The sequence below is a fragment of the Pseudomonas sp. FH4 genome, from assembly GCF_000510915.2.
Lineage (GTDB): Bacteria > Pseudomonadota > Gammaproteobacteria > Pseudomonadales > Pseudomonadaceae > Aquipseudomonas > Aquipseudomonas brenneri.
The window spans coordinates 290,270-316,268 of record NZ_AOHN01000013.1; the positions used below are offsets into that span (position 1 = coordinate 290,270).

Annotated in this window: 20 protein-coding genes, 3 tRNA genes and 1 pseudogene; 22 read left to right on the plus strand and 2 right to left on the minus strand. The window is 60.2% G+C overall.

The window, feature by feature from the left end; all coding sequences use genetic code 11:
- Window positions 1-46: 46 nt before the first annotated feature.
- A complete protein-coding gene (locus H097_RS10015) occupies window positions 47-1,006 on the plus strand; it encodes a hypothetical protein (protein WP_239695220.1) in 960 nt (319 codons plus the stop codon).
- A 189-nt stretch (window positions 1,007-1,195) separates the two neighbouring features.
- A complete protein-coding gene (locus tag H097_RS10020) occupies window positions 1,196-2,515 on the plus strand; it encodes a hypothetical protein (RefSeq protein ID WP_032859454.1) in 1,320 nt (439 codons plus the stop codon).
- A gap of 36 nt (window positions 2,516-2,551) precedes the next feature.
- On the opposite strand, the gene H097_RS10025 is transcribed toward H097_RS10020, so the two are convergent.
- Both H097_RS10025 and H097_RS10030 read right to left on the minus strand, forming a co-directional pair.
- The gene (locus H097_RS10025) at window positions 2,552-5,845 is read right to left on the minus strand and encodes an EAL domain-containing protein (protein ID WP_032859456.1); all 3,294 of its coding nucleotides are present in this window, start codon (window positions 5,843-5,845) and stop codon (window positions 2,552-2,554) included.
- 63 nt (window positions 5,846-5,908) lie between these two features.
- On the minus strand, window positions 5,909-6,799 hold the full coding sequence (locus H097_RS10030; protein ID WP_032859458.1) for a LysR family transcriptional regulator: 891 nt from the start codon (window positions 6,797-6,799) through the stop codon (window positions 5,909-5,911).
- A gap of 146 nt (window positions 6,800-6,945) precedes the next feature.
- On the opposite strand from H097_RS10030, the gene leuC reads away from it, so the two are divergent.
- The 20 genes and pseudogenes from leuC (at window position 6,946) to H097_RS10125 (ending at window position 25,927) form a co-directional block, all read left to right on the plus strand.
- On the plus strand, window positions 6,946-8,364 hold the full coding sequence (gene leuC, locus H097_RS10035) for a 3-isopropylmalate dehydratase large subunit (protein WP_032859460.1): 1,419 nt from the start codon (window positions 6,946-6,948) through the stop codon (window positions 8,362-8,364).
- A gap of 10 nt (window positions 8,365-8,374) precedes the next feature.
- Complete coding sequence (gene leuD / locus H097_RS10040; RefSeq protein ID WP_032859461.1) at window positions 8,375-9,019, plus strand: 3-isopropylmalate dehydratase small subunit; 645 nt, start codon at window positions 8,375-8,377, stop codon at window positions 9,017-9,019.
- 139 nt (window positions 9,020-9,158) lie between these two features.
- A complete protein-coding gene (locus tag H097_RS10045; protein ID WP_032859462.1) occupies window positions 9,159-9,923 on the plus strand; it encodes a class I SAM-dependent methyltransferase in 765 nt (254 codons plus the stop codon).
- A gap of 51 nt (window positions 9,924-9,974) precedes the next feature.
- Window positions 9,975-11,057 (plus strand): 3-isopropylmalate dehydrogenase, encoded by a 1,083-nt coding sequence (leuB, locus tag H097_RS10050; RefSeq protein ID WP_032859464.1) that lies wholly within the window; start codon window positions 9,975-9,977, stop codon window positions 11,055-11,057.
- A gap of 64 nt (window positions 11,058-11,121) precedes the next feature.
- Window positions 11,122-12,234 (plus strand): aspartate-semialdehyde dehydrogenase, encoded by a 1,113-nt coding sequence (gene asd, locus H097_RS10055; protein WP_032859466.1) that lies wholly within the window; start codon window positions 11,122-11,124, stop codon window positions 12,232-12,234.
- Between the two features lie 239 nt (window positions 12,235-12,473).
- Window positions 12,474-13,484: an aspartate-semialdehyde dehydrogenase gene (locus H097_RS10060; protein WP_032859467.1), complete on the plus strand. Its 1,011-nt coding sequence runs from the start codon at window positions 12,474-12,476 to the stop codon at window positions 13,482-13,484.
- A gap of 162 nt (window positions 13,485-13,646) precedes the next feature.
- On the plus strand, window positions 13,647-16,187 hold the full coding sequence (locus H097_RS10065; RefSeq protein ID WP_032859470.1) for a FimV/HubP family polar landmark protein: 2,541 nt from the start codon (window positions 13,647-13,649) through the stop codon (window positions 16,185-16,187).
- A gap of 30 nt (window positions 16,188-16,217) precedes the next feature.
- Window positions 16,218-16,304, plus strand: a pseudogene (locus tag H097_RS28685) (outer membrane lipoprotein carrier protein LolA); the annotation flags it as partial.
- 88 nt (window positions 16,305-16,392) lie between these two features.
- Window positions 16,393-17,217, plus strand: coding sequence for a tRNA pseudouridine(38-40) synthase TruA (gene truA, locus H097_RS10070; RefSeq protein WP_032859472.1), 825 nt, complete (start codon window positions 16,393-16,395; stop codon window positions 17,215-17,217).
- 64 nt (window positions 17,218-17,281) lie between these two features.
- Window positions 17,282-17,914, plus strand: a complete 633-nt coding sequence (locus H097_RS10075; protein WP_032859474.1) for a phosphoribosylanthranilate isomerase — start codon at window positions 17,282-17,284, stop codon at window positions 17,912-17,914.
- Window positions 17,915-18,158: 244 nt separating this feature from the next.
- Window positions 18,159-19,079, plus strand: a complete 921-nt coding sequence (gene accD, locus H097_RS10080) for an acetyl-CoA carboxylase, carboxyltransferase subunit beta (RefSeq protein ID WP_032859684.1) — start codon at window positions 18,159-18,161, stop codon at window positions 19,077-19,079.
- Window positions 19,076-20,383: a bifunctional tetrahydrofolate synthase/dihydrofolate synthase gene (gene folC, locus H097_RS10085; protein ID WP_032859476.1), complete on the plus strand. Its 1,308-nt coding sequence runs from the start codon at window positions 19,076-19,078 to the stop codon at window positions 20,381-20,383. The genes accD and folC overlap by 4 nt, the downstream gene beginning before the upstream one ends.
- Window positions 20,367-21,020: an SPOR domain-containing protein gene (locus tag H097_RS10090; protein WP_032859478.1), complete on the plus strand. Its 654-nt coding sequence runs from the start codon at window positions 20,367-20,369 to the stop codon at window positions 21,018-21,020. Before folC ends, H097_RS10090 begins: the two co-directional genes overlap by 17 nt.
- A 196-nt stretch (window positions 21,021-21,216) precedes the next feature.
- On the plus strand, window positions 21,217-21,774 hold the full coding sequence (locus H097_RS10095) for a CvpA family protein (RefSeq protein WP_032859479.1): 558 nt from the start codon (window positions 21,217-21,219) through the stop codon (window positions 21,772-21,774).
- A gap of 41 nt (window positions 21,775-21,815) precedes the next feature.
- Window positions 21,816-23,321: an amidophosphoribosyltransferase gene (gene purF / locus H097_RS10100; protein ID WP_032859480.1), complete on the plus strand. Its 1,506-nt coding sequence runs from the start codon at window positions 21,816-21,818 to the stop codon at window positions 23,319-23,321.
- 66 nt (window positions 23,322-23,387) lie between these two features.
- On the plus strand, window positions 23,388-24,599 hold the full coding sequence (locus H097_RS10105; RefSeq protein ID WP_032859481.1) for an O-succinylhomoserine sulfhydrylase: 1,212 nt from the start codon (window positions 23,388-23,390) through the stop codon (window positions 24,597-24,599).
- Window positions 24,600-24,610: 11 nt separating this feature from the next.
- Complete coding sequence (locus tag H097_RS10110) at window positions 24,611-25,375, plus strand: SDR family oxidoreductase (protein ID WP_032859686.1); 765 nt, start codon at window positions 24,611-24,613, stop codon at window positions 25,373-25,375.
- A gap of 162 nt (window positions 25,376-25,537) precedes the next feature.
- Window positions 25,538-25,613: transfer RNA gene (locus H097_RS10115), tRNA-Val, on the plus strand.
- Window positions 25,614-25,668: 55 nt separating this feature from the next.
- Window positions 25,669-25,745 (plus strand) — tRNA-Asp (locus tag H097_RS10120).
- 105 nt (window positions 25,746-25,850) lie between these two features.
- Window positions 25,851-25,927 (plus strand) — tRNA-Asp (locus H097_RS10125).
- Window positions 25,928-25,999: the final 72 nt, after the last annotated feature.

The window sequence follows — 25,999 nt, forward strand, 5'->3', positions numbered from 1 at the left end:
TCCGGCCAGTTGCCGGTCGGAGAGGCCATTTGTGTGGGAGAAAATTATGTCTGTTTTAAGCGTTAATAGAGCTTCTAACGTCATGTGTGATTGTTCAGCAGGGTATGGGATGGTTTTTGGCCAAATAGCTGAGCTCCCCTTGATACGCGCGGCAGGTGTAAATGGATTGCCCTGTAATCCCTCTGTAAATAATAACTTGGCTGAGGTGAATAACTCGATAAAGAATCAGGATGCGGATGTTAATAACATTGTTGCAATGCTCAAATCTTTTTTAAGTCAGATTTCGACCCTATTAGCTGGGTGGAAAGAGAACAAGCCAGTCACTGTGGATGTTGTACCTGATTCTGTTAGTCCTAAGGTCAATCCTACGCCGGTGGTACCCAAGCCAGAGACGAGTCCAGCGCATATTTCTGAGTTGTCGAACAAGCGCAATGGTGCAAAGGCTGACGATATCTGGGGTGGCTTTCGACAGGGGCCTGATGGGAATTGTGTGACCGTCTCGGCGATCAAGGCCGCAATGCATAAATTTGGGCAAAGCCCTACCGATATTTATAAAAGTGTCAGTGAGACTGCGCGCGGGTATGACGTCACGATGCGAGATGGCTTTAACTTGACGTTGACCAAGCCGGAGTTGGCGCAGGCGTCAGCAGGCGCGCGGTTTGTTGGAAGAGATAGAGGGATGCTCAAGGATGCTCAATTCCTATTTGCCGTCAGTTGCAAACGCGCACAGATTGAAAATAACGATGGCAAGGCGGCTAGAAGTTTTAGTGCGGCAATACAGACTCTCAATAATGGTGAGGATGAGTGGGGGGCCGGAGAGGGATTTCTACGTCTGGGGTTGAAAAAGCACATGAAAAAGGTCCCTGTCAGTACGTTGGCAAATGGGCAAGTAGGTATGGTTAATCGGGCTCGTCATTCCGTTGCGATAATTGATGGGAAAGAGGAGTTGTGGGGGAGTAAAGGAAAAGCGCCAAGGTATGGGGATGCAGTGGCGTTGATTGGTTGATTGAGGTTTATTTGTATCTTTGATGGTTGGTATAAGTTTGTAAGGTATAACTATAAAAGTGTGTGTTGTTATCCTGCGCAGGTTTTTTGCTCGCTGTGTTTGTCGGTTTTTAATGTCGGTGGGTCGTCATTTTTTAAATGATGCCTTTGTTGGCGTGTTTTTTAATATTTTAATAGTCGAGGTGTTGTCATGAATGTGGATATGCGTTATCGGTCACTTTTTGAAGGTTACAGGTCGAGTCATGAACCAACCAATAGTTTTTCTCCAGACGCCCTCGTAACGACACGTGGCGAGAAACCCACGGATATCCTGAATGCATTTACAGCGACCAGGCGTGGATTTGGTGAGTGTTTTGACAATAGTACGCATGCCGCGGTTATCAAGTTGATGATGATGACATTTGGTCAAAGTCCACACGGTATGTTCGATGAGGTCAAAGCATCGGGGGATGGGTATGACATTACGATGAAGGATGAATTCAAGGTTCATGTGTCTCATGAGGAGTTAAAGCAGGTTGCAAAGGCTTCGCGATTTTCCGGTAATGACAGTTCGGCCATAATGGATGCCAACTTTGTGCTCGCAGTTTTTACCAAGCGCAAACAAATTTTAGGGGAACAGGGCAGTTTCGAAAAAGTCTTGTTGAAGACGCTTGAAGGTGAGACGACGCAAAATTGCCTGCGGGGCATGGGGGTGATGGGCCTTGCCCAATTTGTGCCTGCAACTGATATGGCCGCTAGTGGTGCGCTGGGGGTCGTGGAGACGCATAATTTTGGCTCGGCTTTTGTTATGGATAATGCCCAGCACAGTTATGGTGAAAAAAAGAGCGTTGATAAACGTTACGGTTATATGTTGTTCAATGATAAGAAAATATCTGATGCAGTGCCTGGGGCGCTCGATAAAAATATTCTGCATTTATCAAGTGTGCCGCTGGGTGTCAGGCCTGCGGATATATGGGGCGGCTTTTACCAGGGCGTAGAAGGCAACTGTGTCACCGTATCGGCGATCAAGGCGGCGATGGTGAGATTTGGGCAAAGTCCGGAAAGTATCTATAAGAAAATTTCCGCCACCGCTGACGGTTATGAAGTCGTTATGAGAGATTCTTTCAAATTGAATGTGACTCACGACGAGTTGAAAAAAGCCCGGCTGGCTTCCAACTTCAAGGGCTCTGATCAGGCGCTGCTGGAGGATGCCAACTTCTTGTACGCCGTGAGTGCCAAGCGGGCACAGCTAGAGAACAACGATGGACGTGGGAACCAGAGTTATGAGGTCGCCATGGAAACGCTGAACGACGGTGAATATCCGGGGTCGGCGCTGCGCAGACTTGGACTGTCTGCCTATGTCCGCGAAAGTACGATTAAGGAGTTGCTAGGGGGAGCCATTGGTACTCTGGCCAACTCCCGGCACTCAGTGGTGGTCATTGACGGGATGTTGGACGTGTATGGGCAAAAGTGCAGCCTGGCCCCGCTGGACTGGCAGGGTTACTTCCAGCGAGCGTTGAAATTGGTGTGATGCTGGGTGCCAGGGCCGAGGATTATCCGGCGATCTTCACGTTTGCGTCCTTGATCTCAATAGCTGCATAAACGCCTCCAGGGGCAATGGTCGGCTGTGAAAGTAACCTTGATACAGATGGCAACCCAACCCTTGCAGGAACGCCAATTGCTCGGATGTTTCCACGCCTTCGGCAATGACCTCAAGGTTGAGGCTGCGCGCCATGGCCACGATAGCGCGGATGATCTCCGCGTCGTTCGGGTCGTGGGTGGCGTCCCGCACAAATGACTGATCGATCTTCAAGGCATCTACCGGCAGGCGCTTGAGGTAAGTCAATGACGAGTAACCGGTGCCGAAATCGTCCATGGCAAAGCTGACCCCGAGTTTTTTCAGGCGGCGCATTTTGCTGATCGTGTCTTCCAGGTTCTGGATCACGATGCCTTCGGTGATTTCCAGTTTCAGCAGGGTGAACGGCAACTGGTGCTGCTTCAGGCTGCGCTCGACCCGTTCGACAAAGTCGTTCTGGCGAAACTGCCGGGGGCTGATATTGACGCATAGGCTAAAGCCCTGCGGCGGCACCAGGCCTTCGGCGATCAGCCGGGCAAACGCGCCGCAGGCTTCGTCGAGGATCCAGGTACCGACTTCGAGAATCAACCCACTGTCTTCCAGGACCTTGATGAACTCTGCCGGTGATTGGGCGCCCAGTTGTGGGTGCTGCCAACGCACCAGTGCCTCGGCGCCGACAATGCGATTGCCCCGGGCATCGACCTGGGGCTGGTAATGCACGCTGAACTCGCCCCGCGACAACGCCAGGCGCAGGTCCGTCTCCATGCGCAAGCGTTCGCTGGCAGTGCGTTGCATGCTGTTATGAAACATCTGCGTGGTGTTGCGCCCCGAATCCTTGGCCCGATACAGGGCTATATCCGCGCGCTTGAGCAAGTCCGCCGGCGTCGAGCCATGATCGGGAATCAACGCCACGCCGATGCTCGGAGTGACCTGCAAGCGATGGCCATCGAGAAACATCGGTTCGGACAGCAATTCGCGCAGGGTATCGGACAGCAGTTGCACCTGTTTGCTGACCTCCACCCGCGAACCTTCCAGGCCGCTGAGCAGCACCACGAACTCATCGCCGCCCAGGCGTGCGACGGTGTCCTCCATACGCACGCTGGCCTCCAGGCGTGCGGTGACGATTTTCAGCACGGTATCGCCCACCGGGTGCCCGAGGGAATCGTTGATGTGCTTGAAGTGGTCCAGGTCGAGGAACAACAGGGCACCGCGCAGGCTGTGGCGTTTGAGCAGGGCGATCTGCTGGCTCAGGCGGTCCATCAGCAATGCGCGGTTGGGCAGGTTGGTCAGTGGATCGTGATACGCCAGGTGACGGATCTGCGCCTGGGCACTTTTCAGCAGGCTGACATCCCGCGCGGTCAGCAGCAGGCACGGCATTTCATTGAGGGTAATGGGTTCCACCGACACTTCCACTGCCAGCAACTCGCCGCGTTTGTTGTGCCAGAGCATGTCCAGGTGATGGATGCGGCCCTTGATCTGCAATTCGGCCAGCAGCGCGGCACGCTGGTTTTCATCGGCCCAGATGCCGATCTGGTACAACGTCAGGCCAATGGCCTCTTCGGCGCGGTAGCCGGTCAAGCGACAAAAGCCGTCATTGACCTCCACGTAACGCCCGGTATCGCGCTCGGTAATGGACACCGCGTCGGGGCTTGAGTGGAAGGCCTTGGCGAATTTCTCCTCGCTGGCCTTGAGCGCTGCCTCGGAACGCTGTTGCTGGGTAATATCGCGCAGGGTGGTGACCACACAGGGCTGGTTGTCGACCTTGATCAGCCGGCTGGAAATCATGCAGGTCAGGCGCTGGCCATTTTTGTGGTGGACGATGATCGCCACGTTGTTCAGCGCTTGTTCGCGGATCACCTGCTCGATGCGTTGCAGGCGCTGGGTGGGTTCATCCCACAGGTCGATTTGCTCGGCGGTGTGGTTGATGGCTTCGGCGGCGGTCCAGCCAAAGGTCTGGGTAAAACTGGGGTTGATTTCAATGAATTCGCCGCTGGAAAGGCTCGTGACGCAGATCGGGTCGGGGCTGGCGAGGAACAGACTGGCGAACTTCTCTTCAGAGGCGCTCAGGCGCTGTTCGCGTTCCACCTGGTCGGTGATGTCGAGCAAGGTGCCCGCCATGCGCACCGGTGCGCCCTGCTCGTCACGGTAGAGGCGGGCGCGGCTTTCCAGGTAGCGCGAGCTGCCATCTTCCAGTTGCACGCGGTACGTCAGTTGGTAATTGCCGGCCGGGCCTTCACGCAGGGTGCGATAGGCGTCGCGCATGCTGGCGCGCTCTTCATCGGGCATACCTTCAAAAAAAGCGTCGAAGGACTCATGGAACGGATGCGGTTCCAGGCCATGCAACTGCGCCGCCCGGGCTGAGCCATAGAGCATGCCGCTGGGGATATGCCAGTCCCAGGTGCCCAACTGGGCCGAGTCCAGGGCCAGGTCCAGGCGTTCCTGGCTGTCCTTGAGGGCCTGCTCGGCATTCTTGCGCTCAGTGGTGTCGAGGAAGGTACTGATCAGGTAGGCCTGGCCGTCGAGTTCGACTTTTTGCGCGCTCAGGGTACCGTCATGGATTTGCCCGTTGCTGGCGCGAAACTGCACTTCCATGGTGATGGGTTCGCCCTTGCGCTGGGTCGCCTTGACCAGCAAGGCCCGTTGCTCCGGATGCACCCACAGCCCCAGGTCCAGGGTGGTGCGACCAATGGCATCGGCCACCGGCCAGCCGAACAGGCTTTCAAAATACTCGTTGGCCTCACTGATCAGGCCGTCCTCCTGGCGAGTCAGCAGGACCATGTTCGGGCACAGGTGAAACAGTGTGGCGAAGCGTTTTTCCGAGTGGCCGAGGGCATGTTCGCGCTCGCGCTGCTGGGTGGTTTCGCGAATCACCCCGATCATGCGGCGGCGCCCGGATGCGTCCGGCAACAGGCTGCCGTTGATTTCCAGCCAGTGCAGGCTGCCATCCGGCCACTGGATGCGGTGATGCATGGCTTGCTCGAAGGGGGCTCCCGCCAGGACGGCGTGAAATGCCCGTATCACACGGCCACGGTCCTCGGCGGCCAACAGCTCAAGGTAGTCCAGGTCCTTGGGCAGCGGCTGGCGTGGATCGAAACCGAACAGCGCCTGGGTGCCCCGCGACCAACTGATCCGCCCACTGTCGATGTCCCAGCTCCAGGCGCCCAGCCGTGCGGCATTGAGCGCCGCCAACAGTTGCGGGGCATTTTCCCAGTTTTGCTCCGCCTGCTGGGGATCCAGGGCGTGGATGCGTGGCAGCGGTGGAAAGGGATCGACGGGGTTGGGCATTATCAAGGGGCCTTGGCTCGATGGGCATTCGGCGGGGGAGCAGGATCTACAGGCCGCACGGCCTCATGCCGGCATCCCTGTCAGATCGACCTGTGCATCCAACAGGCTCATGAAAGCCCGCGCAGCGTTCGACAGTGTCCTTTCGGTGTGCACGATATAGCCTAGCTGGCGACTGAGCTGTATGCCCGGTAAAGCGATGCTGGCCACTTGATCATCAAGCATAGTGCGCGGCAGCACGCTCCAGGCCAGGCCGATGGACACCATCATCTTGATGGTTTCCAGGTAGTTGGTGCTCATGGCGATGTTCGGCGTCAGGCCCTGGGCTTCGAACAGGCGGTGCACGATATGGTGGGTAAAAGTATTGCCGCCAGGGAATACCGCCGGATGCAGGGCGATGTCGGCCAGGCTGACTGTGCCGTTATTGGCCAGGCTATGTTCGGGTGCCACTACGAAATCCAGAGGGTCATCCCACACCGGCGTGGCCCGCACCAGGGTGTGCGGCTCCGGCGCCAGGGTGATGACGGCCACTTCGGCACGGCCATGGAGGATTTCCTCGTAGGCGACTTCCGAATCCAGGAACTGAATATCCAGGGCTACGTTTGGGTATTCCCGGGTAAACGTGCGCAATACCGGCGGCAGGCGGTGCAGGCCGATGTGATGGCTGGTGGCTAGAGTGAGCCGCCCGCTGACTTCGCCGGTCAGGTTGGTCAGGGCGCGGCGGGTGTCGTCCAGCACATTGAGGATCTGATAGGCGCGGGGCAACAGGGCGCGCCCGGCCTCGGTCAGGCCGACTTCACGGCCCAGCCGGTCGAATAGGCGCACCTTCAATTGCTGCTCCAGCCCCGCAATACGCTTGCTGATTGCCGGTTGCGTCAGGTGTAGCCGTTCGCCTGCACCGGAGAAGCTGCCGGTCTCGGCGATGGCAATAAAAGCATTGAGGTTGGCCAGGTCCATGGTGGTATTCCAGTAGGTTATCCAAAGCATGAAAAATATGAATTTGAGTTATTTAATGTAACGCCATAGCATCAGCCTCACAAGCCAAAGGGTTATTGAATCGTTCAACGCCCAGGGCATAGAAAGACGCTGATGAGGACCGACTGATGGCCGGCAAAACGCTTTACGACAAACTCTGGGATTCCCATGAAGTGAAACGGCGCGATGATGGGTCGTCGCTGATCTACATCGACCGTCACATCATCCATGAAGTGACCTCGCCTCAAGCGTTCGAAGGCCTGCGACTGGCCGGGCGCAAGCCTTGGCGCGTCGACTCGATCATCGCCACCCCGGACCACAACGTGCCGACCACGCCGGAGCGCAAGGGCGGTATTGATGCGATCGTCGACACCGTGTCGCGCCTTCAGGTGCAGACCCTCGACGACTATTGCGACGAGTACGGCATTACCGAATTCAAGATGAATGACGTGCGCCAGGGCATCGTCCACGTGATCGGTCCGGAGCAGGGCGCGACCTTGCCGGGCATGACCGTGGTCTGCGGCGACTCCCATACCTCGACCCACGGCGCGTTCGGCGCCCTGGCTCACGGTATTGGCACTTCCGAGGTGGAGCATGTGTTCGCCACCCAGTGCCTGGTTGCCAAGAAAATGAAGAACATGCTGGTGCTGGTCGAAGGCACCTTGCCGTTCGGTGTGACCGCCAAGGACATCGTCCTCGCAGTAATCGGCAAAATCGGCACCGCTGGCGGCAACGGCCATGCCATCGAATTCGCCGGCAGCGCCATTCGCGACCTGTCCATCGAAGGCCGCATGACCATCTGCAACATGTCCATCGAAGCCGGTGCCCGTGTGGGCATGGTGGCGGCGGATGAAAAAACCGTGGAGTACGTCAAGGGGCGTCCGTTTGCACCGCAAGGCGCCGATTGGGATGCCGCCGTGGAGGCCTGGAAAGACCTGGTCTCCGACACGGATGCGGTGTTCGACACCGTGGTCGAGCTCGACGCCGCCCAGATCAAGCCGCAAGTCAGCTGGGGCACCTCGCCGGAAATGGTCCTGGCCGTTGATCAAAACGTGCCGGACCCGGCCAAGGAAACCGACCTGGTCAAGCGCGGTTCCATCGAACGCGCGTTGAAGTACATGGGCTTGAAAGCCAACCAGGCGATCACCGACATCCAGTTGGACCGCGTGTTTATCGGCTCCTGCACCAACTCACGGATCGAAGACCTGCGCGCTGCGGCAGTCATCGCCAAGGGCCGCAAAGTGGCCGCGACTATCAAGCAAGCCATCGTGGTGCCAGGTTCGGGCCTGGTGAAGGCTCAGGCTGAAGCCGAGGGCCTGGACAAGATCTTCCTCGAAGCCGGTTTTGAATGGCGCGAGCCGGGCTGCTCCATGTGCCTGGCGATGAACCCGGACCGCCTGGAGTCCGGTGAGCATTGCGCGTCCACCTCCAACCGTAACTTCGAAGGGCGTCAGGGCGCCGGTGGCCGTACCCACCTGGTCAGCCCGGCCATGGCCGCTGCGGCTGCCGTCAACGGTCGTTTCATCGACGTTCGCGAATTGATCTGAGGAATACCCGATGAGAGCTTTTACCCAACACACAGGTCTTGTCGCACCGTTGGATCGTGCCAACGTGGACACCGACCAGATCATCCCCAAGCAGTTCTTGAAGTCGATCAAGCGCACCGGTTTTGGCCCGAACCTGTTCGACGAATGGCGCTACCTGGACGTGGGCTACGCCTATCAGGACAACTCCAAGCGCCCGCTGAACAAAGACTTCGTGCTCAATGCCGAGCGTTACCAGGGCGCCAGTGTCTTGCTGGCCCGGGAAAACTTCGGTTGCGGTTCCAGCCGTGAACATGCGCCGTGGGCCCTGGAAGAATATGGCTTTCGCAGCATCATCGCGCCGAGCTACGCCGACATCTTCTTCAACAACAGCTTCAAGAACGGCTTGTTGCCGATCATCCTGACCGACGAAGAAGTCGATGAGTTGTTTCAGCAGGTGGAGGCCGATGTCGGCTACCAGTTGACCGTCGACCTCGCGGCACAGACCGTGACCCGCCCGGATGGCAAGGTGTATCACTTTGAAGTGGATGCTTTCCGTAAACACTGCTTGATCAACGGCTTGGACGATATCGGCCTGACCTTGCAGGACGGCGATGCCATCGCGGCGTTTGAAACCAAGCACCGGGCCAGCCAGCCTTGGTTGTTTCGTGATGCCTGATTTGCGGTAAGCCGTGCGGGCCCCATCGCGGGCAAGCCCGCTCCCACATTTTGATCTGTGAACACGGTCAAGTGTGGGAGCTGGCTTGCCTGCGATAGCGCCAGTACTAACACCACAAAACCCAAGGAAAACCACCGCCATGACCACCACCGCCCACACCCAAGTCGTGCAAAAACAATTCGGTGAACAGGCCTCGGCCTACCTGAGCAGTGCCGTGCACGCCCAAGGCACCGAATTCGCACTGCTGCAGGCCGAACTGGCCGGGCAGGGCGCGGCACGCCTGCTGGACCTGGGCTGTGGCGCCGGTCACGTGAGTTTCCACGTAGCGCCGCTGGTCAAGGACGTGGTGGCCTACGACCTGTCGCAGCAGATGCTCGATGTGGTTGCCGCCGCTGCCACAGACCGTGGCCTGGACAACATCCGCACCGTCCACGGCGCCGCCGAGCGCTTGCCGTTCGCCGATGGTGAGTTCGACTTCGTGTTCAGCCGCTACTCGGCCCACCACTGGAGCGACCTGGGCGTGGCCCTGCGCGAAGTGCGCCGGGTGCTCAAGCCGGGCGGCGTGGCGGCGTTCGTCGATGTCTTGTCACCGGGCAGCCCGCTGTTGGACACTTACCTGCAAACCGTCGAAGTACTGCGCGACACTAGCCACGTGCGCGATTATTCCTGCGGTGAGTGGATGCGCCAGCTCAGCGAAGCCGGCCTGCATGTGCGCAACAGCAGCCGCCAACGCCTGCGCCTGGAATACACCTCGTGGGTCGAGCGCATGCGCACGCCAGAGGTATTGCGCGCAGCAATCCTTGAGCTGCAAAAGGCGATGGGCCAGGAAGTCCGCGATTATTTCGAGATTCAAGCCGACGGCACCTTCAGCACCGACGTGCTGGTGGTCTGGGCCGAACGCTAATAATTTTCCCGACCTGCCTGTGGGCGGGCCGCTTGATGAAATGAGGAACCCATGAGCAAGCAGATTCTGATTCTCCCTGGCGACGGTATTGGTCCGGAAATCATGGCCGAAGCGGTCAAGGTCCTGGAATTGGCCAACACCAAGTACAGCCTGGGCTTTGAATTGAGCCACGACGTGATCGGCGGTGCCGCCATCGACAAGCATGGCGTACCGCTGGCCGACGAAACCCTGGACCGCGCCCGTGCCGCCGATGCCGTGCTGCTCGGCGCCGTGGGTGGGCCGAAATGGGACAAGATCGAGCGTGATATCCGCCCTGAACGCGGCCTGCTGAAAATCCGCGCGCAACTGGGCCTGTTCGGCAACCTGCGTCCGGCGATCCTCTACCCGCAACTGGCCGATGCGTCGAGCCTCAAGCCAGAAGTGGTGGCGGGCCTGGATATCCTGATCGTGCGCGAGCTGACCGGCGGTATCTACTTTGGCTCGCCACGTGGCGTGCGTGAGTTGGAAAATGGCGAGCGCCAGGCCTACGACACCCTGCCGTACAGCGAGAGCGAAATCCGCCGTATCGCCCGTGTCGGTTTCGACATGGCCCGCGTGCGCGGCAAAAAGGTCTGCTCGGTGGATAAGGCCAACGTGCTGGCCTCCAGCCAACTGTGGCGCGAGATCGTCGAAGAAGTGGCCAAGGATTACCCGGACGTCGAACTGAGCCACATGTACGTCGACAACGCCGCCATGCAGCTGGTGCGTGCACCCAAACAGTTCGATGTGATCGTCACCGACAACCTGTTCGGCGACATCCTGTCCGACCAGGCCTCGATGCTCACCGGTTCCATCGGCATGCTGCCGTCGGCGTCCCTGGACACCCACAACAAGGGCATGTACGAGCCGTGCCACGGTTCGGCGCCGGACATCGCGGGGCAGGGCATTGCCAACCCGCTGGCGACCATCCTGTCGGTCTCGATGATGCTGCGTTACAGCTTCAACCTGAGCGAGGCGGCGGACGCGATCGAGAAGGCGGTGAGCCTGGTGCTGGACCAGGGCCTGCGTACCGGCGACATCTGGTCGCAAGGTTGCACCAAGGTCGGGACGCAGGAAATGGGCGACGCAGTAGTCGCCGCGCTGCGGAATCTGTAATCTCTCGGGCCCGCTTGCAGTTGTTGCTGCAAGGCGGCCCACTTTTTAACAAGGTGTAGTTGCGATGAAACGTGTAGGTCTGATCGGTTGGCGCGGGATGGTCGGTTCCGTGCTCATGCAGCGGATGCTGGAAGAGCAGGATTTCGATCTTATTGAGCCGGTGTTTTTCACCACTTCGAATGTCGGTGGCCAAGGGCCGTCCGTGGGCAAGGATATCGCCCCGCTCAAGGACGCCTACAACATTGAAGAGCTCAAGACCCTCGACGTCATTCTGACCTGCCAGGGCGGCGACTACACCAGCGAAGTCTTCCCCAAGCTGCGTGAAGCCGGCTGGCAGGGCTACTGGATCGACGCTGCGTCCAGCCTGCGCATGCAGGACGACGCAGTGATCGTCCTCGACCCGGTCAACCGCAAGGTCATCGACCAGCAACTGGATGCCGGTACCAAGAACTACATCGGTGGCAACTGCACCGTCAGCCTGATGCTGATGGGCCTGGGCGGCCTGTTCGAAGCCGGGCTGGTGGAGTGGATGAGCGCCATGACCTATCAGGCGGCCTCCGGTGCCGGCGCGCAGAACATGCGTGAGTTGATCAAGCAGATGGGCGCAACCCACGCCGCTGTCGCCGATCAACTGGCCGACCCGGCCAGCGCGATCCTCGACATCGACCGCCGTGTGGCCGAGGCCATGCGCAGCGACGCCTACCCGACCGAGAACTTCGGCGTGCCATTGGCCGGTAGCCTGATCCCGTGGATCGACAAGGAACTGCCGAACGGCCAGAGCCGTGAAGAGTGGAAGGCCCAGGCCGAGACCAACAAGATTCTTGGCCGCTTCAAGAGCCCGATCCCGGTGGATGGCATCTGCGTGCGCATCGGCGCAATGCGCTGCCACAGCCAGGCGCTGACCATCAAGCTCAACAAAGACGTGCCGATCGCCGATATCGAAGGGCTGATCAGCCAGCACAACCCTTGGGTCAAGCTGGTGCCGAACAACCGCGATATCAGCATGCAGGAGCTGAGCCCGACCAAGGTCACCGGCACCCTGAATGTACCGGTGGGGCGTCTGCGCAAGCTGAACATGGGCACCCAGTACCTGGGCGCCTTCACCGTGGGTGACCAACTGCTGTGGGGCGCGGCCGAACCGCTGCGTCGGATGTTGCGGATCCTGCTGGAGCGTTGATCGCTTTTTGGTGTTGAACAAACCCGCGTTCTGGTGACAGGCGCGGGTTTTTTTATTGCTCTTTAGGGCTCTTTCGCGAGCAAGCCCGCTTCACATTTGATTGCATTCACACATCAAAATGTGGGAGCGGGCTTGCTCGCGAAAGGGCCTTCAGCCACACCACAAAACCTGGGTTAATTGCCTCACCCCCAACCACCCGGTAAAGTGCCGCTCCCCCCGCAATGCCCGAGGCAGCCCCCATGACCCAGACCTTTGATATCGCCGTGATCGGCGCCACCGGCACGGTTGGCGAAACCCTGGTGCAGATCCTCGAAGAGCTGGATTTCCCGGTCGGCACCCTGCACCTGCTGGCCAGCAGCGAGTCGGCCGGTGCCTCGGTGCCGTTTCGCGGCAAGAATGTGCGGGTGCGGGAAGTCGATGAGTTTGATTTCAGCAAGGTACAACTGGCGTTTTTCGCCGCAGGCCCGGCGGTCACCTTGAGTTTTGCCCCGCGCGCCACTGCGGCCGGCTGCTCGTTGATCGACCTGTCCGGCGCGCTATCGGCCGAACAGGCACCCCAGGTGGTGCCGGAAGCCAATGCCCAGGTACTGGACGGCTTGAAAAAGCCCTTCCAGCTCGCCAGCCCAAGTCCTTGCGCGACTCACCTGGCGGTGGTCCTTGCGCCGCTGCGCGGCCTGCTGGATATCCAGCGTGTCAGCGTCACCGCCAATCTGGCGGTATCTGCCCAAGGCCGTGAGGCCGTCAGCGAGTTGGCCCGGCAAACCGCCGAGCTGCTGAATGTGCGGCCCCTGGAGCCCAAGTTCTTTGATCGGCAGATGGCGTTCAACCTGCTGGCCCAGGTCGGCACGCCCGATGCCCAGGGCCATACCAACCTGGAGAAGCGCCTGGTCCACGAGTTGCGCACACTGCTTGAATTACCGTTACTGAAAATTTCCGCGACATGTGTTCAAGCTCCAGTGTTTTTTGGCGATAGCCTGAGCGTGTCCCTGCAACTGGCGTCTGCTGTGGACCTTGGCGCAGTCAATCGCGTGTTGGAGGCAGCACCGGGCATCGAACTGGTGGAAGAGGGCGATTACCCTACAGCTGTTGGGGATGCGGTCGGTCAGGACGTGGTCTATGTGGGCCGGGTGCGTGCCGGTATTGACGACCCGGCGGAACTAAACTTGTGGCTGACGTCAGATAACGTACGTAAAGGCGCTGCACTTAACGCGGTGCAGCTGGCACAGTTGTTGATAAAACACCTTGTGTAAAAGATACTTGGCGGCAATTTGTAGATTGATTCTAGCTAAGCGCTATGCTTGGCCCCATGCAGGAAAAGTTGCGCGTCGGTGACCTATCGGCTCGCGATGCCGAATGGCAGCGGTACCCAACCTTCTCGCAGGCCGAGGAGTGTTCAAACAAAGGAAGAGGCTATGGTTCAAGTTCGCAAACTGGTGTTAGCAATAGCGGCCGCCTCGGCGCTGTCCTCCGGTATGGCGCAAGCCCTGCAACTTGGGGAGATGACCCTCAAGTCGAAGTTGAACCAGCCGCTGTCGGTGGAGATCGAGTTGCTCGACGTGGGTGGGCTGACAGCCTCCGATATCGTGCCTAGCCTCGCGTCTTCCCAGGCCTTTGTGGATGCGGGTGTCGATCGTCAGGCGTTCCTTGATGAGCTGACCTTTACCCCAGTGCTCAACAGCAGTGGTCGCAGTGTGGTTCGCGTGACTTCCAGCAAGCCGTTGCCCGATTCCTACGTGCGCTTCCTGTTGCAGGTGCAATGGCCCAATGGCCGATTGATGCGTGACTACAGCGTATTGCTGGACCCGGCCAAGTTCGAGCAAAAGGCCCCGCAGGCCAGTGCCCCGGCACCGCGTCTTGCCACGCCTGCTGCCACCAGCGTCAGCAAGGCTGCTGAACACACCACGACTTCTCGCGACACGCTATGGGAAATCGCTGCGAAAAACCGCAATGGCGGCTCGATCCAGCAGACCATGCTGGCGATCCAGGCGTTGAACCCGGGGGCCTTTGTCGACGGTAATATCAACCGCATGAAAACTGGCCAGGTGCTGCGCCTGCCAGATCCGGTCCAGAGCACCAGCCTGCCGCAACCCCAGGCGATTGCCGAAGTGACTGCGCAGAATGCGGCCTGGCGTCAGGGCCGTCGCGGTGCCACCAATCAGGCGGCGGGGCGCCAGCAACTGGACGCCACCAAACGCACCCAGGCCGGCGCAGCGCCGTCGCAGACGGCCGCCAAGGACAACCTGAGCCTGGTCTCGGCCGAGGCCGCCAAGGCCGGTGTCAAAGGCGCCGCAGGCGATAGCAAGGCTTTGAGCAACAAGCTGGCGGTGACCCAGGAAAGCCTGGACTCGACCCGCCGCGAAAACGAAGAGCTGAAAAGCCGCATGACTGACCTGCAAAGTCAGTTGGACAAGCTGCAGCGGCTGATCGAACTCAAGAACAATCAACTGGCCAAGTTGCAAGCCGAAGGCGGCACCCCGGCGCAGCCTGCGGTCATGCCAGCCGAGCTGGCTGCGGTACCGGCTACACCTGCAGCGCCCGCAGCTGAAGCGCCTGTGGTTGCACCAGTGGAAAAACCGGCAGAGCCGGCAGAAGCTGCCAGCACCGAAGGTAAATTCAATGAGCTGCTGACCAACCCTATCGTCCTTGGGGTGATCGGTGGCGCCGCCGGCCTGTTGGTGCTGCTGCTCCTGCTGCTGTGGGCGCGTCATCGCAATGCGCGCCTGGAAGAAGAGAAACACCTGCGCATGGCGCGGGCGCTGGCCGAGGAGCCAGAGTTCTCCTCGAACCTTGAGCAGGACATGCCGTCGGACAGTTTCGAAGGCCTTGAAGTCCCGGCGGCAAACGTCACGCTGGCTCCAGCTCCAGCTCCAGCTCCAGCTCCAGTTGCCGTGGCCCCTGTGGTTGCACCTGCGACCAGCATGGCACCTCCAAGCAAGCCGATCATTGAGCCCGGCTCCGCCGACGCCCTGGCCCAGGCCCAATCCCATCTGGATCGTGGCCACTTGAACCAGGCGGCTGCGGTGCTGGAGGAAGCGATCAAGCTGGAGCCCAAGCGCAGCGATCTGCGCCTCAAACTGCTGGAAGTCTACGGCCAGCAGGGCGACAAGGATGGTTTCGTGAGCCAGGAGCGCCAACTGGTTGCCAATGGCGAGAACCATGCCCAGGTCGAGTTGTTGAAAAATCGCTACCCGGCCATGGCCGTGCTGGCTGCGGGCGTCAGTGCGGCGGTCGCCGCTGCTGCGCTGGACGCACAGTACGTCAAGGATCTGCTCCAGGAAGAGCCGGCGCCTGCCGCCGCGCCTCAAACCGATACGTTCGACACCGACTTCGACCTGAGTCTGGATGATCTGGAAGCCGCGTCACCGGCAGTGGTCGCGCCCGAGGTCGATGACCTGAGCTTCGAGTCGGTGTTGCAGCAACAGACCGAAACCAAGGCCAGCGAGGACGATCTAGCGGATTTTGACCTCGACTTGCAGTTGGATGCGCCTGCCTCGCAGTCCGACGACGATTTCCTCTCTGGCCTGGAAGAGCAGATGAAGGACCTGCCGCCGGTCGAGCCACCTATCTTGACGCCGGCCGCGCTGGACGATTTTGACTTGCCGGAAGACTTCGACCTGTCCCTGGCTGACGAGCCCGCGCCAGCGGACAAGCCGGACGCCTTCGCCTCGGAGCTCGACGATGTCAACGCCGAGCTGGAACGTCTGTCGCAGAGCCTGGAAAGCCCGTCGATCGAGCCGAGCTTCACCGCAGAAGATGCCGCCAAGGGCGACGATGAGCCGGAGTTCGACTTCCTGTCGGGCACCGATGAAGTCGCCACCAAGCTCGACCTGGCCCAGGCCTATATCGACATGGGCGATGCGGATGGCGCGCGCGACATCCTTTCCGAAGTCCTCACCGAAGGTGATGAAAAGCAACGGGGTGAAGCCAAGGAAATGCTCAGCAACCTAGCCTAAAGCCATCGCGCAACCCCTGTAGGAGCGAGCTTGCTCGCGAAGGTCGTCAACGATAACGCGCCCATCCTGGATGATCGCGGCGCTCTTGAGTTTTTCGCGAGCAAGCTCGCGCCTACAAAAAGCTTCAAGCCATATATAATGGCTGCCTTTGCGCAACTCATCAGGCTCTCAGCTCTTGGCAAATATAGATAACGCGGCCGCCGAAATGGCGGCCGCCGGCTTTTTCAGAATCGCCCTGGGCGTGGAATACAAAGGCTCGCGCTATCGCGGCTGGCAGCGCCAGGCCTCTGGCGTGCCGACCGTGCAGGAAACCCTGGAGAAGGCCCTGTCGAAGGTCGCCGACTCCCCGGTTTCATTGATGTGTGCCGGGCGCACCGACGCGGGCGTGCATGCCTGTGGGCAAGTGGTGCATTTTGACACCCAGGCCGAGCGTTCGCTGAAGGCATGGGTCATGGGCGCCAATATCAATCTGCCCCACGATGTCAGCGTCAGTTGGGCCAAGGTCATGCCGGCGCACTTCCATGCACGGTTCAAGGCCATCGCCCGGCGTTACCGCTATGTGATCTACAACGATCAGATCCGTCCGGCGCACTTGAACGAAGAAATCACCTGGAACCATCGCCCGTTGGACGCCGAACGCATGGCCGAAGCGGCCCAGCATCTGGTGGGGATCCACGATTTCAGTGCATTCCGGGCCGGCCAGTGCCAGGCCAAGTCGCCGATCAAGGAAGTCCATCACCTGCGCGTGACACGTCACGGCAAGATGATTGTCCTGGATATCCGCGCCGGTGCGTTCCTGCACCATATGGTGCGCAATATCGCCGGGGTGTTGATGACCATTGGCACTGGCGAGCGCCCGGTGGAGTGGGCCAGGGAGGTGCTGGAGAGCCGAGTCCGGCGTACTGGCGGGGTGACGGCACACCCGTTCGGCCTGTACCTGGTGGATGTGGAGTACCGCGATGAGTTCGAGCTGCCGCAGCGTTTCATCGGGCCACACTTCCTCACAGGTTTCACTGAACTTGGCGGCTGACGCCCGGAAAAGCATTTGTTACCATCCGGGACTTTCCTGGACAGCCCCCTGAGGTTTCGACGATATGTCAGGCGTTCGCAGCAAGATTTGCGGGATTACCCGCATGGAAGACGCGCTGGCGGCAGTCGAGGCGGGGGCTGACGCCATCGGTTTTGTATTTTATGCCAAAAGCCCGCGGGCGGTGACGGTGCAGCAGGCCCGGGCGATCATTGCCGGTTTGCCGCCATTCGTGACCACCGTGGGGCTGTTCGTCAACGCCAGCGCCTGTGAGCTCAACGAAACCCTGGATGCCGTGCCGCTGGACCTGCTGCAGTTCCATGGCGACGAATCGCCGGAGGAGTGCGCTGGCTACCATCGTCCGTATATCAAGGCGTTGCGGGTCAAGGCGGGTGACGATATCGCCGCCAGTTGCGCCGCCTACGCCGGGGCCAGCGGGATTTTGCTCGATGCTTATGTCGAGGGCATTCCTGGCGGGACGGGCGAGGCCTTTGACTGGTCGCTGATTCCCCAGGGCTTGAGCAAGCCGATCATCCTGGCGGGTGGCTTGTCTGCCGACAATGTGGCCCAGGCCATTGCCCAGGTGCGTCCCTATGCAGTGGACGTCAGCGGCGGGGTGGAGCAGGGCAAGGGCATCAAGGATTCAGGCAAGATTCGCGCATTCATGCAAGCGGTGCGCAGCAGCAGTGGCGCGATGTGACGGCTGGCAGTCTGCCGCCGTCAGTAACTACCACTGTGTAAAACAGGCCGGCGTTGCCCTCGGGCGGCGCCAATGAAGTGGCAGCCACGCACTGGCGGGTTGTCTGGAAGGCTGAGGGCAGGTGCAGGAAATGGCTGGTCGAACGTCTGACCCCGTCCTGCAGGTGTCATCGCCACATCAATGAATTTAGCTCAAGGGCATACGCGGGGCTGTGTTCAAGCCACCGGTACTGGAGAAAGAAAGCATGAGCAACTGGTTAGTAGACAAACTGATCCCCTCGATCATGCGTTCCGAGGTGAAAAAAAGCTCGGTCCCTGAAGGTCTGTGGCACAAGTGCCCATCCTGCGACGCGGTGTTGTACCGCCCGGAGCTGGAAAAGACCCTGGACGTTTGCCCCAAGTGCAACCATCACATGCGTATCGGCGCCCGCGCCCGTATCGACATTTTCCTCGACGCCGATGGCCGTGCCGAACTGGGTGCTGACCTGGAACCGGTGGACCGTCTCAAGTTCCGCGACGGCAAGAAGTACAAGGACCGCCTGACTGCTGCGCAAAAGCAGACCGGTGAAAAAGACGCGCTGATCTCCATCAGCGGCAAGCTGTTGGGCATGCCGGTGGTGGTGTCCGCGTTTGAGTTTTCCTTCATGGGTGGCTCCATGGGTGCCATTGTCGGTGAGCGTTTTGTACGTGCCGCCAACTACGCCCTGGAAAACCGTTGCCCGATGATCTGCTTCGCCGCCTCCGGTGGTGCGCGGATGCAGGAAGCGCTGATCTCGCTGATGCAAATGGCCAAGACCTCTGCGGTATTGGCGCGTCTGCGTGAGGAAGGTATCCCGTTCATCTCCGTGCTGACCGATCCGGTCTACGGCGGCGTTTCCGCCAGCCTGGCGATGCTGGGCGACGTGATTGTTGCCGAGCCCAAGGCGCTGATCGGTTTTGCCGGCCCGCGCGTGATCGAGCAGACCGTGCGTGAAAAACTGCCGGAAGGCTTCCAGCGCAGCGAGTTCCTGCTGGAGCACGGCGCCATCGACATGATCATCGCCCGTTCCGAGCTGCGTCCGCGCCTGGGCAACCTGCTGGCACAGATGATGGACCTGCCGACGCCTGAGTACGTTGCCGCACCTGTCGAGCCAATCGTGGTGCCACCGGTGCCTGCAAACCTATGACCCAACGAACCCTGGGCGAATGGCTCGCCTACCTTGAGCAGTTGCATCCGTCAGCCATCGACATGGGCCTGGAGCGCTCGCAACAGGTAGCGGCCCGCCTTGGGTTGGGTCGACCTGCGCCGCGGGTGATCACGGTCACCGGCACCAACGGCAAGGGTTCTACCTGCGCCTTTGTCGCCGCGTTGCTGCAGGCCCAGGGCTTGAAGGTTGGCGTCTACAGCTCGCCACACTTGCTGCGTTACAACGAGCGCGTGCAACTCAACGGTGTCGAAGCCACCGATGAGCAGTTGTGTGAAGCCTTTGCGGCGCTGGATGCCGGGCGTGGTGAAACGTCCCTGACCTATTTCGAGATGGGCACCCTGGCCGCGTTCTGGCTGTTCGAGCGTGAACAGCTGGATGCGGTGGTGCTGGAAGTCGGCCTGGGCGGGCGCCTGGACACGGTCAATGTGGTGGATGCCGATCTTGCGTTGGTCACCAGTATTGGCGTGGATCACGTTGATTACCTGGGCGATACCCGCGAATCCGTGGCCTATGAAAAGGCCGGGATCTTCCGCCAGGGCAAGCCGGCGTTGTGCGGTGACCTGGATCCGCCACAGACCTTGCTGGACAAGGTGCGCGAACTGGATTGCCCGTTTTTCCTGCGGGGCCGGGACTTCTCCCTGGAAGTGGCTGACGATCAATGGTCGTGGCGCGGTGTCGACGCGCGGGGCCAGGGTGTCGAGCTGCACGGCCTGCCGCTGCTGAACCTGCCTATGGAAAACGCTGCACTCGCCCTGCAGGCATACCTGTTGTTGGATCTGCCGTGGAATGCCGGGCAGATTGCCGATACCTTGCAGCGTACCCAAGTGGTTGGGCGCCTCGATCGTCGTTCGTTCGAATGGCAGGGCAAGCGCTTGAACCTGTTGCTGGATGTCGGGCATAACCCGCATGCTGCGCAGTACCTGGCGCGTCGTTTGGTGCGTCAAGCGCCAGCGGGTCGGCGCCTGGCGGTGTTCGGCCTGCTGTCGGACAAGGATCTGGACGGTGTGGTCGCACCGCTGTTGGGTAATGTGCAGTCCTGGGCGGTCGCCCCGTTGGATACGCCGCGCACCCGCACGGCTGATGAGGTGCAGGTGGTGTTGCAGAACCTTGGGGCGACGGTGACGTCCCATGCAAGCGTGAGCGCTGCGTTGGAGGCTCAATGCGCGGTGGCAACGGCCGAGGACGAGATTCTGTTGTTCGGATCATTTTATTGTGTTGCCGAGGCGCTTGAATGGTTGGCCCGGCGCTCCACGGAGGAAGCTGCACATGGCATTACTGGATAGCGCATACAAGCAGCGAATGGTCGGAGCCCTGGTGCTGGTGGCATTGGCGGTGATTTTCCTGCCGATGCTGTTTTCTCGCCAGGACGAGCAGCGCCAGGTCACGGTTGAGGCCCCGGCTGCACCCCAGGCCCCGGTGATACCGCAGGTTCAGGTCGAGCCGGTGGTGGTGCCTGAGCCGCAGGCGTTGCCCGAGGAGGAACCGGTGCCGACTGACGCTGAGATTGCCCAGCAGCAGGCGCCCACGGCGCCGATTCAGCCCAGCGTTCCCGTGGTGAAGCCTGCGCCAGTCGTGGCTGCCAAGCCTGCGGCGCCTGCCCCGGCACCAAAACCTGTCGCGCCGCAGCCTGCTGCGCCAGGCAAACCAGATGTCGGCCAAAGCCGTATTGATCCCAATGGCCTGCCGATCAGTTGGTCGGTGCAGCTTGCCAGCCTGTCCAATCGCGAGAGTGCCGAAGCTTTGCAGAAAACCCTGCGTAGCCAAGGTTATAACGCCTATATCCGTACTGCCGATGGCAAGAACCGGGTGTTTGTCGGGCCGCTGATCGAACGCGCCGAGGCGGATCGCCTGCGTGACCTGTTGGGGCGCCAGCAGAATCTGAAGGGTTTTGTGGTGCGCTTCCAGCCAGAACGTGGCTGATTCTGGCAATACCTCAAAATGTGTGTGCAGGCTTGTGTGGGAGCGGGCAAACCCGCTCCCACATTGGTTTTTGCCTGTCTTGAGATGGCCGCAGCCTGCCACAACCTATTGATTTGCAATGGACCGCCAATCACCGCTTACCGATAGCCCGGCGCTCTGCTAAAATGCGCCGCCTTATCCGTCTGTAGGCTGCACTGTGCCATTTACCTGGGTTGATTGGGCGATCGTAGCCATCATCGCCATCTCCGCATTGATCAGTCTAAGCCGCGGCTTCGTCAAAGAAGCATTGTCGCTGCTGACCTGGATCGTTGCAGGAGTCGTCGCCTGGATGTTCGGCGGATCCCTGGCCGTTTACCTGGCCGGCTACATCGAAACACCTTCGGCTCGTGTCATCGCGGGCTGCGCCATCATGTTCATCGCCACGCTGCTGGTGGGAGCAATGGTCAATTATCTTATCGGCGAATTGATACGTGTCACCGGCCTCTCCGGGACCGATCGATTTCTCGGCATGGCCTTTGGTGCCGCGCGTGGCGCGTTGCTGGTGGTCATTGCGGTCGGGCTGTTGAGCCTGGGCCCGGTACAGCAGGATGCATGGTGGCAGGAGTCGAGTCTCGTGCCAAAATTTCTATTGGTTGCAGATTGGTCCAAGAACCTCATATTGGGGTGGAGCAGTCAGTGGCTGGCCAGCGGAATCAGCGTACCCGCTGATCTTCCGTTCAAGGAACACCTCTTGCCGGGCAACGCGCCGCAGTAAGCAGGGTTCAGTCAAGATTCATTAAGTAGGGGTTGCGTCGCATGTGTGGCATCGTCGGTATCGTCGGTAAGTCGAACGTCAATCAGGCGCTGTATGACGCGCTAACCGTCCTCCAGCACCGCGGCCAGGACGCTGCCGGTATTGTGACCAGCCACGACGGCCGGTTATTCCTGCGCAAGGACAATGGCCTGGTACGTGACGTGTTCCATCAGCGTCACATGCAGCGCCTCGTCGGGCACATGGGCATTGGCCATGTGCGTTACCCGACGGCTGGTAGCTCGACTTCGGCCGAAGCTCAACCGTTTTACGTCAACTCGCCTTACGGTATTACCCTGGCGCACAACGGCAACCTGACCAATGTTGAGCAACTGGCCAAGGAGATTTACGAATCTGACCTGCGCCATGTCAACACCAATTCCGACTCGGAAGTGCTGCTCAACGTGTTTGCCCACGAACTGGCCCAGCGCGGCAAGTTGCAGCCGACCGAAGAAGACGTGTTTGCCGCTGTGACTGACGTGCACAACCGCTGCGTCGGTGGCTACGCGGTCGTGGCCATGATCACCGGCTACGGGATTGTTGGTTTCCGCGATCCGCATGGCATTCGTCCGATCGTGTTCGGCCAGCGCCACACCGACGAAGGCGTCGAGTACATGATCGCCTCCGAAAGCGTATCCCTGGATGTGCTGGGCTTTACCCTGGTCCGCGATCTGGCCCCGGGCGAGGCGGTGTACATCACCGAAGACGGCAAGCTGCACACCCGTCAGTGCGCGGTCAACCCGAAACTCACCCCGTGCATCTTCGAGCACGTCTACCTGGCGCGTCCGGATTCGATCATCGACGGTGTCTCGGTGTACAAGGCGCGTCTGCGCATGGGCGAGAAGCTCGCCGAGAAAATCCTGCGCGAGCGTCCGGAGCACGACATTGACGTGGTGATCCCGATCCCGGACACCAGCCGCACTGCGGCGCTGGAGTTGGCCACCCGCCTGGGCGTCAAGTTCCGCGAAGGTTTCGTCAAGAACCGCTACATTGGCCGCACCTTCATCATGCCGGGCCAGGCAGCGCGCAAGAAGTCGGTCCGCCAGAAGCTCAATGCCATCGAGCTGGAGTTCCGCGGCAAGAACGTGATGCTGGTGGATGACTCCATCGTGCGCGGCACCACCTGCAAGCAGATCATCCAGATGGCTCGCGAAGCCGGGGCGAAGAACGTGTACTTCTGTTCCGCCGCACCAGCCGTGCGTTACCCGAACGTGTACGGTATCGACATGCCGAGCGCCCACGAACTGATTGCCCACAATCGTTCGACCCAGGATGTGGCTGATCTGATCGGCGCTGATTGGCTGATCTATCAGGATCTTCCTGACTTGATCGAAGCGGTGGGTGGCGGCAAGATCAAGATCGAGCAGTTCGATTGTGCGGTCTTCGATGGCAAGTACGTGACGGGTGACGTCGACGAGGCTTACCTGAACAAGATCGAGCAGGCGCGCAACGACTCCTCGAAGATCAAGACCCAGGCGGTCAGTGCGATCATCGATCTGTACAACAACTGAGTAACGACCGGCCCTGAGGGGCCGGTTTTGTATCTTAAATAAAGAATTGAGTGAAGGAGTGGCAGCATGAGTCAGGAATGGGATGCCGGTCGGTTGGACAGCGACCTCGATGGCGTGGCTTTCGATACCCTGGCTGTGCGCGCCGGCCAGCACCGCACGCCGGAAGGTGAGCACGGTGACCCGATGTTCTTCACTTCCAGCTACGTGTTCCGTACCGCAGCCGACGCGGCGGCACGCTTTGCTGGCGAAGTGCCGGGCAATGTTTATTCCCGTTACACCAACCCGACCGTACGCGCCTTCGAAGAGCGTATCGCGGCGCTGGAAGGGGCAGAGCAGGCTGTCGCCACGGCCACTGGCATGGCGGCCATTCTCGCCGTGGTCATGAGTCTGTGCAGTGCCGGCGATCACGTGTTGGTGTCGCGTAGCGTGTTTGGTTCGACCATCAGCCTGTTCGAGAAGTACTTCAAGCGTTTTGGTATTGAAGTCGACTACGTGCCGCTGGCGGATCTTTCCGGCTGGGACGCGGCGATCAAGGCCAATACCAAATTGCTGTTCGTCGAGTCGCCGTCCAACCCATTGGCAGAGCTGGTGGACATCGCCGCCCTCGCCGAAGTGGCGCATGCCAAGGGCGCGATGCTGGTGGTGGATAACTGCTTCTGCACGCCAGCCCTGCAGCAGCCACTGAAGCTGGGGGCGGACATCGTGGTGCATTCGGCCACCAAGTTCATCGATGGCCAGGGCCGTTGCATGGGGGGCGTGGTTGCCGGCCGTGGCGAGCAGATGAAGGAAGTCGTGGGCTTCTTGCGCACTGCTGGCCCGACCCTGAGCCCGTTCAATGCATGGGTTTTCCTCAAGGGCCTGGAAACCCTGAGCCTGCGGATGAAGGCCCATTGCGCCAACGCCCAGGCCCTGGCGCAATGGCTGGAGCAGCAGGACGGAATCGAAAAGGTTCACTACGCTGGCTTGAAAAGTCACCCGCAACACGAACTGGCCCAGCGTCAGCAGCGTGGCTTTGGTGCGGTGGTCAGCTTCGAGGTCAAGGGTGGCAAGGAGGGTGCGTGGCGCTTTATCGATGCCACGCGCCTGATTTCCATCACCGCCAACCTGGGCGATAGCAAAACCACCATTACCCATCCAGGCACCACTTCCCATGGTCGCCTTACCCCGCAGGAGCGTGAAGCAGCCGGTATTCGTGACAGCCTGATCCGCGTTGCAGTGGGCCTGGAAGACGTGACTGACTTGCAGGCTGACCTGGCTCGCGGGCTGGCTGCCTTGTGATCGAGTGGTCCCTGGAGGCGGCTGGCGCCAGTAATGGTCGAGTCGCGCTGGTGACGGGCGCGGCACGGGGCATCGGCCTGGGGATCGCGGCCTGGTTGATCAGCGAAGGCTGGCAGGTGGTGTTGGCCGATCTGGATCGCGAGCGGGGCGCCAAGGTGTCCAAAGTACTGGGCGATAACGCCTGGTTTATCACCATGGACGTGGCCGACGAGCAGCAGGTGGCCCTTGGGGTGGCTGAAGTGCTTGGCCAGTTCGGGCGCCTGGATGCGTTGGTGTGCAATGCCGCTGTGGCCGATCCGCGCAATATCACGCTGGACAGCCTGGACCTGGCTTACTGGAACCGGGTGTTGGCGGTGAATCTCAGTGGGCCGATGCTGCTGGCCAAGCATTGCGCACCTTATCTGCGCGCTCATGGCGGTTCTATCGTCAACCTGGCCTCGACCCGGGCCCGGCAGTCGGAGCCCGATACCGAGGCGTATGCGGCGAGCAAGGGCGGCCTGTTGGCCCTGACCCATGCGCTAGCCATCAGCCTGGGGCCAGAGGTTCGGGTCAACGCTGTCAGTCCTGGTTGGATTGATGCCCGTGATCCCGCAGCGCGCCGCGCAGAGCCGTTGAGTGACGCCGATCATGCGCAGCATCCTGCGGGCCGGGTTGGGACGGTTGAGGATGTGGCGGCCATGGTGGCGTGGCTGCTGTCGCGCAGCGCTGGGTTTGTGACAGGGCAAGAGTTCGTAGTGGATGGCGGCATGAGCAAGAAGATGGTCTATGAGCCGTGAGGGGCAGCTTCAAGCTACAGGCTGCAAGTGAAAGCGGATTTTCGGTGGCTTTTGACTTGCAGCTTGAAGCTTGCAACTTACAGCTGTTTTTGAAAAAAACTCAATCCTGCTATTGACTTAGGTCCGCTACCTGCGTAAATTTCGCGGCCTCAACGAAGCAAAGGGTGATTAGCTCAGCTGGGAGAGCATCTGCCTTACAAGCAGAGGGTCGGCGGTTCGATCCCGTCATCACCCACCACTTCTTGAGAGTTTTGCCTTCGGGCAAGACGCAACGTTAAAGGTTGCACCGACGCGCAGCGGTAGTTCAGTCGGTTAGAATACCGGCCTGTCACGCCGGGGGTCGCGGGTTCGAGTCCCGTCCGCTGCGCCATATTTTCCAGGTCCGATGGTTCGGATTTGAGATTGAACAGCCAAGGCTGCTCAGTCAGATGTTTGAAGGCGGTTGAAGGTGACACTTCAGCAGTCTGAGCGATACGCAGCGGTAGTTCAGTCGGTTAGAATACCGGCCTGTCACGCCGGGGGTCGCGGGTTCGAGTCCCGTCCGCTGCGCCATATCTGTTCCAGGGTCCACTGAACACCCTGAGAGCGCCAAGGCAAGCTTCATGCTTGATTGGATCGATAGCA